The organism is Pseudomonas sp. P867, from assembly GCF_019891455.1.
GTDB lineage: Bacteria > Pseudomonadota > Gammaproteobacteria > Pseudomonadales > Pseudomonadaceae > Aquipseudomonas > Aquipseudomonas synxantha_A.
On the sequence record NZ_JAFLXB010000001.1, the window covers coordinates 591,162 to 605,531 of the forward strand.

The 14,370-nt window shown below is 61.7% G+C and carries 11 protein-coding genes; 10 read left to right on the forward strand and 1 reads right to left on the reverse strand.

Annotated elements, in window-relative coordinates:
* Window positions 1-106 precede the first annotated feature (106 nt).
* The 3 genes from J1G33_RS02725 (at window position 107) to J1G33_RS02735 (ending at window position 3,728) form a co-directional block, all read left to right on the forward strand.
* Entirely contained in the window at window positions 107-2,008 is a 1,902-nt protein-coding gene (locus tag J1G33_RS02725) for a potassium transporter Kup (protein WP_005785476.1), read from the forward strand.
* 126 nt (window positions 2,009-2,134) lie between these two features.
* A complete protein-coding gene (locus J1G33_RS02730) occupies window positions 2,135-3,241 on the forward strand; it encodes an NADH:flavin oxidoreductase/NADH oxidase (RefSeq protein ID WP_005785478.1) in 1,107 nt (368 codons plus the stop codon).
* A 301-nt stretch (window positions 3,242-3,542) separates the two neighbouring features.
* A complete protein-coding gene (locus J1G33_RS02735; RefSeq protein WP_005785481.1) occupies window positions 3,543-3,728 on the forward strand; it encodes a hypothetical protein in 186 nt (61 codons plus the stop codon).
* A gap of 53 nt (window positions 3,729-3,781) precedes the next feature.
* Here the strand turns inward: J1G33_RS02735 and J1G33_RS02740 are convergent, their stop codons facing one another.
* On the reverse strand, window positions 3,782-5,407 hold the full coding sequence (locus J1G33_RS02740) for a glucan biosynthesis protein D (protein ID WP_223017656.1): 1,626 nt from the start codon (window positions 5,405-5,407) through the stop codon (window positions 3,782-3,784).
* 304 nt (window positions 5,408-5,711) lie between these two features.
* Here J1G33_RS02740 and J1G33_RS02745 point away from each other — a divergent pair, with 304 nt between their 5' ends.
* From J1G33_RS02745 to J1G33_RS02775, 7 genes are all read left to right on the forward strand, one after another.
* A complete protein-coding gene (locus tag J1G33_RS02745) occupies window positions 5,712-6,419 on the forward strand; it encodes a tellurite resistance TerB family protein (RefSeq protein WP_223017657.1) in 708 nt (235 codons plus the stop codon).
* Window positions 6,420-7,001: 582 nt separating this feature from the next.
* On the forward strand, window positions 7,002-8,624 hold the full coding sequence (locus tag J1G33_RS02750; RefSeq protein WP_005785487.1) for a methyl-accepting chemotaxis protein: 1,623 nt from the start codon (window positions 7,002-7,004) through the stop codon (window positions 8,622-8,624).
* On the forward strand, window positions 8,624-9,136 hold the full coding sequence (locus tag J1G33_RS02755) for a chemotaxis protein CheW (RefSeq protein ID WP_005785488.1): 513 nt from the start codon (window positions 8,624-8,626) through the stop codon (window positions 9,134-9,136). The genes J1G33_RS02750 and J1G33_RS02755 overlap by 1 nt, the downstream gene beginning before the upstream one ends.
* The gene (locus J1G33_RS02760) at window positions 9,133-10,389 is read left to right on the forward strand and encodes a protein-glutamate O-methyltransferase CheR (protein ID WP_032877489.1); all 1,257 of its coding nucleotides are present in this window, start codon (window positions 9,133-9,135) and stop codon (window positions 10,387-10,389) included. The genes J1G33_RS02755 and J1G33_RS02760 overlap by 4 nt, the downstream gene beginning before the upstream one ends.
* Window positions 10,386-11,087, forward strand: coding sequence for a chemotaxis protein CheW (locus tag J1G33_RS02765; protein WP_032877488.1), 702 nt, complete (start codon window positions 10,386-10,388; stop codon window positions 11,085-11,087). Before J1G33_RS02760 ends, J1G33_RS02765 begins: the two co-directional genes overlap by 4 nt.
* Complete coding sequence (locus J1G33_RS02770) at window positions 11,084-13,363, forward strand: hybrid sensor histidine kinase/response regulator (protein WP_223017658.1); 2,280 nt, start codon at window positions 11,084-11,086, stop codon at window positions 13,361-13,363. The genes J1G33_RS02765 and J1G33_RS02770 overlap by 4 nt, the downstream gene beginning before the upstream one ends.
* Window positions 13,360-14,370, forward strand: coding sequence for a chemotaxis response regulator protein-glutamate methylesterase (locus J1G33_RS02775; RefSeq protein WP_078820447.1), 1,011 nt, complete (start codon window positions 13,360-13,362; stop codon window positions 14,368-14,370). The genes J1G33_RS02770 and J1G33_RS02775 overlap by 4 nt, the downstream gene beginning before the upstream one ends.

Genomic DNA, 14,370 nt, shown 5'->3' on the forward strand with positions numbered 1-14,370 from the left:
CTTGGGTCAATAAAACGTCTGTTTCGAGAAGTAAAACAGCGCATGCTAGGGTCAGCTTAGTCGTGCTGTTTATAAAAGACCTTGGGTCAAAGGGCAGGAGTGGTTGATGGGTCAGGCAAGTAGTCAGGCAGCAGGTGCCGAGCATTCAAACGCCAAGCCGATTGGCATGCTGGTGGCAGCGGTCGGGGTGGTTTATGGCGATATCGGGACCAGCCCGCTCTACACCCTTAAAGAGGTGTTCAACGGTGGTTATGGGGTGCAGGTCAACCATGACGGCGTCTTGGGGATTCTGGCGCTGATCTTCTGGTCGCTGATCTGGGTGGTGTCGATCAAGTACATGTTGTTCGTGCTACGTGCCGACAACCAGGGCGAGGGCGGCATCATGGCTCTCACCGCGTTGGCGCGGCGGGCTGCTGGGGAGCGCGCTAAATTGCGCAGTTTCCTGGTGGTGTGCGGCCTGTGTGGCGCGGCACTCTTTTATGGCGACAGCATGATCACCCCGGCGATTTCGGTATTGTCGGCCATTGAAGGCCTGGAGCTGGCGTTCGACGGCCTGGAAAAATGGGTGGTGCCCATTGCGTTGATCGTGCTGGTGGCGCTGTTTCTGATCCAGAAACACGGCACCGATCGTATCGGCAAGCTGTTCGGTCCGGTGATGGTCACCTGGTTCCTGGTGCTGGGCGGTCTCGGGGTGTACGGCATTCTGCAGCAGCCTGAAGTATTGAATGCGCTGAACCCTGCATGGGGCGTGCGCTTCTTTATGGTTCACCCCGGCATCGGCGTGGCGATTCTTGGCGCGGTGGTGCTGGCCTTGACCGGCGCCGAAGCGTTGTACGCCGACATGGGCCACTTCGGGCGCAAGCCCATCGCCCGTGCCTGGTTCATCCTGGTGCTGCCGGCGCTGGTGCTCAACTATTTCGGCCAGGGCGCGATGCTGCTGGGCGATCCGGAGGCTGCGCGCAACCCGTTTTACCTGCTGGCACCGAGCTGGGCGCTGATCCCGCTGGTGGGTTTGTCCACCCTGGCGACCGTAATCGCGTCCCAGGCAGTCATTTCCGGTGCGTTCTCGTTGACCCGCCAGGCGATCCAGTTGGGTTACATCCCGCGTATGCACATCCAGCACACTTCGAGTGCCGAGCAAGGCCAGATCTACATCGGCGCCGTGAACTGGTCGTTGATGGTGGGCGTGATCCTGCTGGTGCTGGGCTTCGAATCTTCCGGTGCCCTGGCGTCGGCCTACGGCGTAGCGGTGACCGGCACCATGCTGATGACCACCATCCTGGTGTCGGCGGTCATGCTGTTGCTGTGGAAGTGGCCGCCGGTGCTGGCGGTGCCGGTGTTGCTCTGCTGCTTGCTGGTGGACGGTCTGTTTTTCGCCGCCAACGTGCCCAAGGTGATCCAGGGCGGCGCGTTCCCGGTACTGGCGGGGATCGTGTTGTTCGTGTTGATGACCACCTGGAAGCGCGGCAAGCAATTGCTGGTCGAGCGCCTCGACGAGGGTGGGCTGCCATTGCCGATTTTTATCAGCAGCATCCGCGTGCAGCCGCCTCATCGCGTGCAGGGCACGGCGGTGTTCCTGACCGCGCGCCCGGATGCGGTGCCCCACGCGCTGTTGCATAACCTGCTGCACAACCAGGTGCTGCATGAGCAGGTGGTGCTGCTGACGGTGGTCTACGAAGACATTCCGCGGGTGCCTGCCGCACGGCGTTTCGAGGTGGACTCCTACGGCGAAGGCTTCTTTCGCGTGATCCTGCATTTCGGGTTCACCGATGAACCGGACGTGCCCGAAGCGCTGAAACTGTGCCATCTGGATGATCTGGATTTCAGCCCGATGCGCACCACCTATTTCCTCAGCCGCGAGACCGTGATCGCCTCGCGCATCAAGGGCATGGCGCGCTGGCGCGAAACCTTGTTCGCCTTCATGTTGAAGAACGCCAACGGTAACCTGCGCTTCTTCAAGCTGCCGGTAAACCGTGTGATCGAGCTGGGCACCCAGGTCGAAATGTAAGGCGCTGCATAACGGGAGCCGGCAATCGGCTCCCGCTTTCCTTTCTGAACCCTGTGCAATCGGTGGTTGTCGACTAGGCTCTAAACACTGTTGAACAGTGCCCATAGAACCCAGAAGAGGTGCGCCATGAGTCAGCTGCTCGAACCCTATACCCTGCGCCAATTGACCCTGCTCAACCGCATCGCGGTCTCGCCGATGTGCCAATACTCCAGCGACGACGGCCTGGCCAATGACTGGCACCTGGTGCATCTCGGCAGCCGAGCCGTGGGGGGCGCGGGGCTGATTTTCACCGAAGCCACCGCCGTGACGGCTGATGGGCGTATCACCGCCCAGGACCTGGGCCTGTGGAACGACGCCCAGATCGAGCCGCTGCGGCGTATCACGCGCTTTATCGCGGCCCAGGGCGCGGTGGCGGGTATTCAACTGGCCCATGCCGGGCGCAAGGCCAGCACCCATCGGCCCTGGATCGGCAAGCATGGCAGCGTCAAGCCGGAGGAGGGCGGGTGGGTGCCGGTGGGCCCTTCGCCGATTGCCTTCGACCCCAATCACACCCAGCCCAAGCAATTGGACGAAGGGCAGATCCAGCAAGTAATCGCCGACTTTGTCGCTGCCGCCAAGCGTGCCTTGACCGCAGGTTTTGAAGTGGTGGAAATCCATGCTGCCCATGGCTACCTGCTGCACCAGTTTCTCTCGCCCATCAGCAACCAGCGTCAGGACCACTACGGCGGCTCGTTCGAAAACCGCATTCGCCTGGTGCTGGAGGTGACCAAGGCCGTACGTGCGGCCTGGCCTCAGGAGTTGCCACTGTTTGTGCGGGTATCGGCTACCGACTGGGTCGAAGACGGATGGAACCCGGATGAAACCGTGGAATTGGCGCGCCGCCTGAAAGACTTGGGTGTTGACCTGATCGATGTGTCCTCCGGGGGCACCGCCGCCAATGCCGAGATCCCCACCGGCCCTGGCTACCAGACGCGCTTCGCCGAGCGCGTGCGCAAGGAGTCGGGCATCGCCACCGGCACGGTTGGCATGATTACCGAACCGGCCCAGGCCGAGCACATCCTGCGCACCTGCCAGGCCGACATCATCTTCCTGGCCCGTGAACTGCTGCGCGACCCGTACTGGCCGCTGCATGCCGACGATGACCTGGGCGGGCGCAAGGCTATCTGGCCGGCGCAGTACCAGCGGGCAACCCATCGGGACCAGCCGATTCATGAGTCGGATCTGCGCGATTGATCCCGCGCACAGTTAGGTCGAACCCACCCTGATACGGTGGGTTTTTTCTTGCGGTTGCCAGAACTCGCGTCCTGTATCGACCACGGCGTAAGCAAGCGCTGTAGGGTTTTATTACCGAGGCCATTTTTTTAAGTGAATACTCTAAAAAAATCCCACGTGCCACAAGATAGTTTCTAAGCTTAGGGTAAGCCTGGTTCCTAGCCCAGGGAGGTAGGCTGCTTGACCACGAAAGCGTTGTGCTTCGGGGGGAGTTTGGAAATGGGCACCAGGAGTATTTGACTGATATCAGGAGTAGTGGTCCATGGCCAAATCCTATGGCGTAGCGGGTGCAATGGCGTCTTTTCTGAGCCGCCGGATGTCATTGCGGGGTCGAAGGTTGAGTTCGGATGAAATGGAGTTGCTGGCCCAGTACCGGGCGCTGACCGAGAGTGATCAGGTGGCGATGCGGTATCTGATTGGCGCGATGAAAAGCGTATCGCGGTTCTAAGCCACCTGCGATCATTCCCACGCTGCGACGTGGGAATGATCAGGCTGTTAATTTCAGGTGTACTTGCGCTGCTCCGGTGCGGGCGGGAAGTACTGATACAGCCAGGTTTCGCTCAGGGTGCGGTCTTGGGTGCGAATAAACAGGCGCAGCTCCACCGGCTCCACACTGTCGCTGGTGGGGTACCAGTCGAACAGAATGCGATAGCCCTTGATGTTATCCAGCACCAGCACGCTGAAATCCTTCACCTCACCATGGGAGCAGGTCACCACCGGCTCGATGCCGGTGCCCGCTGGCAGGCGATCCAGCCCGCCGCCTTTGAAGTCTACGGCGAAACGCCGCGCCCACACCTTCGGGTAATGCTCGCCGGGTGCCCAGCCTTCGGTAAAACCACCCATGCCTGACCGGGTCGCGTCGACCTGCGCCAGCGGCGTGCTCACCGGTGGCAGTGCGCTCCAGTACAACTTGTAGCCATAGTTGAGCGAATCACCCGCGGTAACGGGCTTTTTCGGGGTCCAGAAGGCGACGATATTGTCCAGGGTTTCGCCGGTGGTGGGGATTTCCAGCAGGTCGATCGAGCCTTCGCCCCACGCGGTGGTAGGTTCAACCCACAGGCTTGGGCGCTTGCTGTACCAGTCGACGGTGTCCTGGTAGCTGGCGAACTCATGGTCGGTCTGCACAAGGCCGAAGCCTTTGGGGTCGGTGTCGGCGAACGCGTTGAATTGCAGCTTGGCCGGGTTGTTCAGCGGGCGGCAGATCCACTCGCCATTGCCGCGCCACATGGCCAGGCGGTCCGAATCGTGGATTTGCGGGTGGATGGTGTCGCACATGCGCCGCTCATGGGTGCCGCAGCTGAACATGCTGGTCATGGGGGCGATGCCCAATTGTTCGATGGCAGTGCGTGCATTGATGTGCGCGTCGATTGCCATCACCACCTGGTTGGCCTGGCAGTCGATATCGAAGCGGTAGGCGCCGGTGGCGCTTGGCGAGTCAAGCAGGGCGTAGACCACAAAGCGGGTGGCATTCTTGTCCGGAGTTTCGAACCAGAACTGCGTGAAGTCGGGGAATTCCTCGCGTTTTTTCGCGTAGGTATCAATCGCCAGGCCGCGGGCCGACAGGCCATATTGGCCGGTGGAGTCAACCGCGCGAAAGTAGCTGGCGCCGAGAAACGACAGCACGTCATGGCGGTCCAGCTCCGGCGCCTTGAACAGCTTGAAGCCGGAAAAACCCAGGTCGCCGGTCAGTTGCTGGGTGTCCACCGTGGTTTTTTCATAGTTGAACAGTGAAGGGCGGAAATGAACTTCGCGAGCCTCGCGGGTCTTGGGGTCGACACTGTGCATGCGCACCGGCGTCTTGAAGCCCATGCCGACATGGAAGAATTGCACGTCCAGTTGGCCGTTCAACTCTTTCCACAACGAATGGTTACCGTCGTAGCCAATGGCGTTGAAATTCTGCGGGGTCATGGTGGCCAGGGTTGGCGGCAGCACCTGCTTAGTGTCTTGATAGCCACGGGTGGCCAGTTGCTTGGCTTGCGCCTTGAGCGCTTCGAAATCGAACGCCACGGCCTCGCCGTCGGCGGCACGGTTCCCGGCCCAAGCCTGCGCGGCCAGCAGGCCGCTGGCCGACAAACCGGTGTAAGCCGCAATGGCCATGGATGCTTTGAGCAAATTCCTGCGGTGCATAGAGACAACCTGTCGTGAGCAAATCCCGCGCCGTTCCTGGCACGTAGCGGATCAGAAATAACGGTTCGGACATGCCTTCGGCCAAACGCAACGGACAATAAACAGACGCCGGATAGCTTAAGCGGTTCGATGAACAAGGCAAATTGATTGATGGCGGGATGATGGCCTTGCATATGCAACAAGACGTTTCCTGGTTGGCATACCCGCGTTACATCTGGAAGCACTCTAGATCGCGGCTTTTTGGCACTTCGTCTTACGCTGGGGGCCTATTGGTCCTATGAACCCAAGTGTCTGGAGGCTACGAATGAATACCCGCGGATTGCTCGATCAGTTGCTCAAGTCCGGCCAGGATATGTTGCAAAACAAGGCTGGCGGCCAACGCAAATCCAACGACAAAAGCGCCCTTGGCGGTTTACTCGGCGGTAGCGGGCTGGGCAGCATGCTCGGCGGTGCCGGCGGCGGCGCCCTGGCGGCCGGAGCCATGGGCTTGCTGCTGGGCAACAAAAAAGCGCGCAAATTCGGCGGCAAGGCCCTGACCTACGGTGGCCTGGCCGCATTGGGTGTGATTGCCTATAAAGCCTACGGCAACTGGCAAGCCCAGCAAGCCAGCGCCCCCCAAGGCGAACCACAAACCATCGACCGCCTGCCTCCGGCCCAGGTTGAACAACACAGCCAGGGCATTCTCAAGGCACTGGTGGCCGCCGCAAAGGCAGACGGTCATGTGGATGAGCGCGAGCGCGCGTTGATCGAAGGCGAATTCACCAAGCTGGACAACGACCAGGAACTGCAACACTGGCTGCACGCCGAACTCAACAAGCCCCTGGATCCCGCAGACGTCGCCCGCGCCGCCAGCACCCCGGAAATGGCCGCCGAAATGTACATCGCCAGCGTAATGCTGGTGGATGAGGAAAATTTCATGGAAAAAGCCTACCTGGATGAACTGGCCCGCCAACTGAAACTTGAACCCGGCTTAAAGCTGGAGTTGGAAAAGCAAGTGCGGCTCAACGCATAAGTAAGGCTATCGACGCAGCTCTGCCCTGCTAACCACGATGCGAAGCGAGCCGCTCTTGATCTGCTTTTGATCTTGATCTTAGGCGCCCCGTCAAACCACGCTGGCCGGAATTCGACAGGGATTTGGGGGGTAACCCGGCAGGGATGCCGGTTTAGCCGCCCCGCGCCATGGACGGCGCGTGGCGGCGGCCTCCCAAATCCATGGCGGATTACGGGCACACCGAGCCTAAGCGAGGTGCCGAGTGGTGGGGCAAGAGCCCTTTTGGTTACTTTTGGCTGGGCCGGCATTCCGGGCTCTTTTCCAAAAGTGACCCGCTGTAAAAGCGGAACCAATAGCAACCGTTACCGCAGCAATGGATATGTACTCGGTCTGATCCAAGATCCCGGTCGACTACAAGACCGCCATCGGGAGCAAGCCCCCCTCCCACATTTGAACTGCGGCCCATCAGTTGGATCTCCCTAGGCACACGTACCACCCATCCCACTTACGCATTCTGTGGATCCCCCCTCAAAAGCGTTGATAAACCCGAGCATCCGCTCAGCTATACTCCCCTCCATTTGAATGCCCCTGCGAGGAATTACTGTGAAGAACTGGACCCTGCGCCAAAGGATTTTGGCGAGCTTTGCGGTAATTATCGCCATCATGCTGCTGATGGTGGTGCTCTCCTATTCGCGCCTGCTCAAGATCGAAGCCAGCGAAAACTCCGTGCGCGACGACGCCGTGCCCGGCGTGTTTTTCAGTTCGATGATCCGCAGTGCCTGGGTCGACAGCTACCTGCAAACCCAGGAACTGGTCGGGATCCACGAGAACCAGGGCATTTCCGAGGAAGACAAGCAGGACTACAAGTCATTCGAAGCGCGGCTTGAGCAGCACATGGCCAGTTACGCGGGCACGATCAATATCACCCAGGATCGCACCGAATTCGATGCCTTCGAAAAACTGCACCAGAACTACAACGCCATTCTTGCCCAGGTCCTGGCGGCTCATCAGAGCAACAACCCGGCCGAGGCGCTGAGGCTGTTCAACGAGCAACTGACCCCCGCCTGGACCGCAGGCCGCATGAAGCTCAACGACATCATCAATGAGAACAAACAGGTCGCCGACAATGCCACCGCTGCCATCGATGATGCCGTAGCAGCGGCAAAGGTCAGCATGGGCGTCTCGCTGCTGCTGGCGATTCTCGCCGCGGCGCTGTGCGGCCTGTTGCTGATGCGCGCGATCATGGCGCCGATGCAGCGTATCGTGCAGATCCTCGAAGTCATGCGTACCGGCGACCTGAGCAAGCGCCTGAACCTGGAGCGCAAGGACGAATTCAACGCGGTCGAAACCGGCTTCAACGACATGATGACCGAGCTGACTGCCCTGGTGTCCCAGGCGCAGCGTTCGTCGGTGCAGGTCACCACCTCGGTCACCGAGATCGCCGCGACCTCCAAGCAGCAACAGGCCACCGCCACGGAAACCGCAGCCACCACCACGGAAATCGGCGCCACCTCCCGCGAGATTGCGGCCACGTCCAAGGACCTGGTGCGTACCATGACCGAAGTGTCCACCGCCGCCGACCAGGCCTCGGTGGCCGCCGGTTCCGGCCAGCAGGGCCTGGCACGCATGGAAGAGACCATGCACTCGGTGATGGGCGCCGCCGACCTGGTCAACGCCAAGCTGGCGATCCTCAATGAGAAGGCCGGCAACATCAACCAGGTGGTGGTGACCATCGTCAAGGTGGCTGACCAGACCAATCTGTTGTCTCTCAATGCCGCCATCGAGGCGGAGAAAGCTGGTGAGTACGGTCGCGGCTTTGCCGTGGTGGCCACCGAAGTGCGCCGCCTGGCCGACCAGACTGCCGTGGCAACCTACGACATCGAGCAAATGGTGCGTGAGATCCAGTCAGCGGTGTCGGCGGGCGTGATGGGCATGGACAAGTTCTCCGAGGAAGTCCGCCGGGGTATGTTCGAAGTGCAGCAAGTGGGCGAGCAACTGTCGCAGATCATCCACCAGGTACAGGCCCTGGCGCCGCGGGTGTTGATGGTCAACGAAGGCATGCAGGCCCAGGCCACCGGCGCCGAACAGATCAACCACGCGCTGGTGCAATTGGGCGATGCCAGCAGCCAGACCGTCGAATCCCTGCGTCAGGCCAGCTTTGCCATTGATGAGCTGAGCCAGGTCGCGGTGGGTCTGCGCAGTGGCGTGTCGCGTTTCAAAGTCTGATGAGCGATCTCGCGGCTAAACGCGTCGCCGTCCCGGCAGCGAAAACGGCGTTGTTCCTGGTGTTTCGCATCGGCAACGAACGCTTTGCCCTCAAGGCCACCGAAGTGGCGGAGGTGCTGCCGCGCCTGCCGCTCAAACCCATCGCCCATGCACCACTGTGGGTGGCGGGTATCTTTGCGCATCGCGGCGCGCTGGTGCCGGTAATCGATGTCAGTGCCCTGACGTTCGGCACCCCGGCCCAGGCTCGCACCAGCACGCGGCTGGTGCTGGTCAACTACCAGCCGCAACCCTGGAGTGAAGCGCGTGGGCTGGGGCTGATCCTGGAGCAGGCCACCGATACCCTGCGTTGCGACCCCGCCGAGTTCCAGCCTTATGGCGTGGACAACCAGCAGGCGCCCTACCTGGGGCCGGTACGCGAGGATGCACAGGGCTTGATGCAGTGGATTGGCATTGCCGAGCTGCTGAGCGCTGAAGTACGCGCCTTGTTGTTTTGCGCCGAGTTGAGCCTATGAGCAGTGACCCGCGTTTTTCGGCGTTCTTGAAAGAACGCATCGGCCTGGACGTTGCCTCGGTGGGCGAGGCGATCATCGAGCGTGCGGTGCGCCAGCGCTGCCAAGCCTCCCAGGCGCAGTCGACGGAGGCCTACTGGCAGCTCCTGCAACATTCCCACGACGAGCAGCAGGCACTGATCGAAGCGGTGATCGTTCCCGAGACCTGGTTTTTCCGCTATCCCGAATCCTTCGCGACCTTGGCTCGCCTGGCCCTGCTGCGCCTGGCCGAGATCAAGCAGATGCGCGCGCTGCGCATCCTCAGCCTGCCGTGTTCGACTGGCGAAGAGCCCTATTCGATTGCCATGGCCTTGTTGGATGCGGGCCTGGCGCCCCATCAGTTCAAGGTTCAGGGGATGGACGTCAGCCCGCTGTCGGTGGAACGTGCCCGGCGCGGTGTGTACGGCAAGAACTCGTTTCGCGGGGCCGATCTCGAATTTCGCGACCGCCACTTCACAGAAGAAACGGGCGGTTACCGCATCGCCGACCGGGTGCGCGAGCAAGTGCGTCTGCAAGTGGGCAACTTGCTCGACCCGACACTGCTGGCCAACGAGCCGACCTACGATTTTGTGTTCTGCCGCAACCTATTGATCTACTTCGACCAGCCGACCCAGAAGCAAGTCTTTGATGTGCTCAAGGAACTGACTCATGTGGACGGTGTGCTGTTTATCGGCCCGGCCGAGGGCAGCCTGCTGGGGCGCCATGGCATGCGTTCGATTGGCGTGCCGCAATCCTTTGCCTTCAGTCGACACATAGAGCAGACCCCGCCGCCGGTATTCGTGCCGATGCCTGCGCCAGCACCGCAGCGCAGTGCAGCACCGATACCACTCAAGCCGCGTCCGTTCAGCACGGTCAGCACTCAGGTGCCGCCGGTCAAGGTGCCCCACACCGACGCAGGGGATTTGCTCGGCCAGATCGCGACCCTGGCCAATGAAGGCAAAAGTGCCGAGGCCCGGGCCGCCTGTGAGCGTTATTTAAGCAGCCACCCGCCGGTTGCCCAGGTGTTCTACTGGTTGGGGTTGCTCAGCGATGTGGCGGGCAGCGCCCTGGAAGCCCAGGGGTATTACCGAAAAGCCTTGTACTTGGAACCGCAGCATTCGCAGGCCTTGATGCATCTGGCTGCGTTGCTCGAGTCCCAGGGCGACAGTGCGGGAGCGCGCCGGCTACAAGCCCGCGCCGCTCGTAGCGAGCGAGCACACAGTGAGTCCGAACGATGAACAGCCCTGACGCGCTCGACACCGCAGGCCTGGACCTGACGCTGACCGATACCCAAGCCATCGATGACTGCTGGAACCGTATCGGCATTCATGGCGACAGGTCCTGCCCACTGCTGGACGAGCATATTCACTGCCGCAACTGCTCGGTGTATTCCGCCGCCGCCACGCGCCTGCTCGACCGCTATGCCCTGCAGCAGGATGATCAGCGCCCGCAGGCCGCCGCCGAAGCGGGTAGCGAGGTGGTCACCCGTTCGCTGTTGATGTTCCGCCTCGGTGAAGAATGGCTCGGTATCGCCACCCGCTGCCTGGTGGAAGTGGCGCCATTGCAACCGATCCACTCCTTGCCGCACCAGCGTTCCCGTGCGCTGCTGGGGGTGGCCAACGTGCGGGGTGCGCTGGTGGCGTGCCTGTCGCTGGTGGAACTGCTGGGCCTGGACAGCACCAGCAGCGTGCCCAGTGGCGGGCGGATCATGCCGCGCATGTTGATCATTGCCGCCCAGGACGGTCCGATCGTCGTGCCGGTGGATGAGGTGGATGGCATTCATGCCATCGATGAGCGCACCTTGAACGCGGCCTCGGCCTCCGGTACCCAGGCCAGCGCACGCTATACCCAAGGTGTGTTGCAGTTCAAAGGCCGCAGCCTGCGCTGGCTGGACGAAACGCAATTGTTGTCCGCCGTGACCCGGAGCCTCGCATGACCCCCGATCAGATGCGTGATGCCTCGCTGTTGGAGCTGTTCAGCCTGGAGGCCGATGCGCAAACCCAGGTATTGAGCGCCGGCCTGCTGGCCCTGGAGCGCAACCCGACGCAGGCGGATCAACTTGAAGCCTGTATGCGCGCCGCACATTCGCTCAAGGGAGCGGCGCGGATTGTTGGCGTGGATGCCGGGGTCAGCGTGGCCCACGTCATGGAGGACTGCCTGGTCAGCGCCCAGGAAGGTCGTCTGTACCTGCAACCGGAACATATTGATGCGTTGTTGCAAGGCACTGACCTGCTGATGCGTATCGCCACGCCAGGCAACAGCGTGGGGCCGTTGGATATCCAGGCGTACGTGGCGTTGATGGAGCGTCTGCTTGACCCGGCGCAGCCACCCGCTACGCCTGCGCCAAAAGCTGAGCCCGAGCCTGCTCCGGCGCCTATCGTTGAAGCATTGCCGCAAGAGCCAGAGGTTGCACCGCCCGTCAGCAGTGAGCCACCGCGTCAGAACAAGCGCATCACCGAGGGTGGCGAGCGCGTGCTGCGGGTCACCGCCGAGCGCTTGAACAGCCTGTTGGACCTGTCGAGCAAGTCCCTGGTGGAAACCCAGCGGCTCAAGCCTCACCTGGCCAGTATGCAACGCCTCAAGCGCATTCAAAGCAACAGCCTGCGCGCCCTCGATACCCTGGACGGTCACCTCAAGCACCTGGATTTGAATCTTGAGACTCAGGAAGCCCTGGCCGATACCCGCCGCTTGTTGAGCGAAGCTCAGGCACTGCTGGCGGATAAAAACGCGGAACTTGACGAGTACGCCTGGCAGGCAGGCCAGCGCGCCCAGGTGCTATACGACACCGCGCTGGCCTGCCGCATGCGACCGTTTGCCGACGTGCTGGCGGGGCAGGTGCGCATGGTGCGTGACCTCGGTCGCAGCCTGGGCAAGCAAGTGCGCCTGGAAATCGAAGGCGAAAAGACCCAGGTCGATCGAGACGTCCTGGAAAAACTTGAAGCACCGCTCACTCATTTACTGCGCAATGCTGTCGACCACGGCATCGAAACGCCCGAGCAGCGGCTGCTGGCAGGCAAACCGGCGGAAGGCCTGATCCGCCTGCGTGCGTCCCATCAAGCCGGGTTGCTGGTACTGGAATTGAGCGACGACGGCAACGGTGTCGACCTGGAGCGGCTGCGCGGCACCATTGTCGAACGTAATCTGTCGCCGGTGGAAACTGCCCTGCGCCTGAGCGAAGAGGAATTGCTGACGTTCCTGTTCCTGCCGGGGTTCAGCTTGCGCGACAAGGTCACCGAGGTGTCCGGTCGTGGCGTTGGCCTGGATGCGGTGCAGCACATGGTTCGCCAACTGCGTGGCGCGGTGGTACTGGAGCAGACGGCGGGGCAGGGCAGTCGCTTCCATCTGGAAGTGCCGTTGACCTTGTCGGTGGTGCGCAGCCTGGTGGTGGACGTGGGCGAAGAAGCCTATGCCTTCCCCCTGGCCCACATTGAACGCATGTGTGACCTGGCTCCCGACGACATTGTGCAACTGGAAGGCCGCCAGCATTTCTGGCTCGAGGGCCGGCATGTGGGCCTGGTTGCCGCCAGCCAGTTGCTGCAGCGCCCACCGGGGCAGAGTCCTTCGCAAACCCTGAAAGTCGTGGTGATCCGCGAGCGCGATGCCGTGTACGGGATTGCCGTGGAGCGCTTTATCGGTGAACGCACCCTGGTGGTGTTGCCGCTGGATGATCGTCTGGGCAAGGTCCAGGATATTTCCGCAGGGGCCTTGCTCGATGACGGCTCGGTGGTGTTGATCGTCGATGTCGAAGACATGTTGCGTTCGGTGGATAAATTGCTCAACACCGGCCGCCTGGAACGTATCGCCCGGCGCAGCCAGCAGGCCACCGAAGCACCGCGCAAGCGCGTGCTGGTGGTAGACGACTCGCTGACCGTACGCGAGCTGCAACGCAAATTATTACTCAATCGTGGTTATGAAGTCGCTGTTGCGGTCGATGGCATGGATGGCTGGAACGCATTGCGCTCCGAGGACTTCGACCTGCTTATCACTGATATTGATATGCCTCGCATGGACGGTATTGAATTGGTCACACTTTTGCGTCGTGACAGTCGCCTGCAATCGTTGCCGGTGATGGTGGTTTCCTACAAGGATCGTGAAGAAGACCGACGTCGTGGACTCGACGCGGGCGCCGACTATTATTTAGCCAAAGCCAGTTTCCATGACGACGCCTTGCTCGACGCCGTGGTTGAACTGATTGGAGGCGCCCGGGCATGAGGATTGCGATCGTCAATGACATGCCCCTGGCGATAGAGGCCTTGCGCCGCGCCTTGAGCTTTGAGCCCGCCCACGAGGTGGTGTGGGTGGCCAGCAATGGCCTGGAAGCGGTGCGGCGCTGTGCCGAGCTGACCCCGGACCTGATCCTGATGGACCTGATAATGCCGGTAATGGATGGGGTGGAGGCTACCCGGCAGATCATGGCCGACACGCCTTGCCCTATCGTGATCGTTACTGTCGACCGCCAGGCCAACGTCAGCCGCGTATTCGAAGCCATGGGCCACGGAGCGCTGGATGTGGTGGATACCCCGGCGCTGGGCGTAGGCAACCCCAAGGATGCGGCGGCACCGCTATTGCGCAAGATCCTCAATATCGGTTGGTTGATCGGCCAGCGCGGCACGCGCGTGCGTGCCGAACCCCCACCGCAACGGGTCACCGGCAAGCGTCAACGGCTAGTGGCCATTGGTTCTTCAGCGGGTGGGCCGGCGGCCCTTGAGGTTCTGCTCAAGGGCTTGCCGCGGGATTTTCCCGCCGCCATCGTGCTGGTGCAGCATGTGGACCAGGTCTTCGCCGCCGGCATGGCCGAGTGGCTGAGCAGCGCCTCCGGCCTGCCCGTGCGCCTGGCCTGTGAGGGCGAGCCGCCCCAGGCCGGCGTGGTATTGCTGGCCGGCACCAACCACCATATTCGCTTGTTGAAAAATGGCACGCTAGCCTATACCGCAGAGCCGGTGAACGAGATTTACCGGCCCTCCATCGACGTGTTTTTCGAAAGCGTCGCCAGTTACTGGACCGGTGACGCCGTCGGCGTACTACTGACCGGCATGGGGCGCGACGGGGCTCAAGGCCTCAAGCTGATGCGCGAACAAGGATATTTGACCATCGCCCAGGATCAGCAGAGCTCGGCGGTGTACGGCATGCCCAAAGCGGCGGCGGCGATTGATGCTGCTGTTGAAATTCGCCCACTGGATAGAATTGCGCCCCGATTGCTGGAGGTCTTTGCAAAATGA

What these genes read in the sequence shown, in the direction of transcription:
- J1G33_RS02770 (WP_223017658.1), top strand. Translation starts at nt 11,084, where the DNA reads ATGACCCCCGATCAGATGCGTGATGCCTCGCTGTTGGAGCTGTTCAGC.
- J1G33_RS02755 (WP_005785488.1), top strand. Translation starts at nt 8,624, where the DNA reads ATGAGCGATCTCGCGGCTAAACGCGTCGCCGTCCCGGCAGCGAAAACG.
- J1G33_RS02775 (WP_078820447.1), top strand. Translation starts at nt 13,360, where the DNA reads ATGAGGATTGCGATCGTCAATGACATGCCCCTGGCGATAGAGGCCTTG.
- J1G33_RS02735 (WP_005785481.1), top strand. Translation starts at nt 3,543, where the DNA reads ATGGCCAAATCCTATGGCGTAGCGGGTGCAATGGCGTCTTTTCTGAGC.
- J1G33_RS02745 (WP_223017657.1), top strand. Translation starts at nt 5,712, where the DNA reads ATGAATACCCGCGGATTGCTCGATCAGTTGCTCAAGTCCGGCCAGGAT.
- J1G33_RS02765 (WP_032877488.1), top strand. Translation starts at nt 10,386, where the DNA reads ATGAACAGCCCTGACGCGCTCGACACCGCAGGCCTGGACCTGACGCTG.
- J1G33_RS02740 (WP_223017656.1), bottom strand. Translation starts at nt 5,407, where the DNA reads ATGCACCGCAGGAATTTGCTCAAAGCATCCATGGCCATTGCGGCTTAC.
- J1G33_RS02760 (WP_032877489.1), top strand. Translation starts at nt 9,133, where the DNA reads ATGAGCAGTGACCCGCGTTTTTCGGCGTTCTTGAAAGAACGCATCGGC.
- J1G33_RS02730 (WP_005785478.1), top strand. Translation starts at nt 2,135, where the DNA reads ATGAGTCAGCTGCTCGAACCCTATACCCTGCGCCAATTGACCCTGCTC.
- J1G33_RS02725 (WP_005785476.1), top strand. Translation starts at nt 107, where the DNA reads ATGGGTCAGGCAAGTAGTCAGGCAGCAGGTGCCGAGCATTCAAACGCC.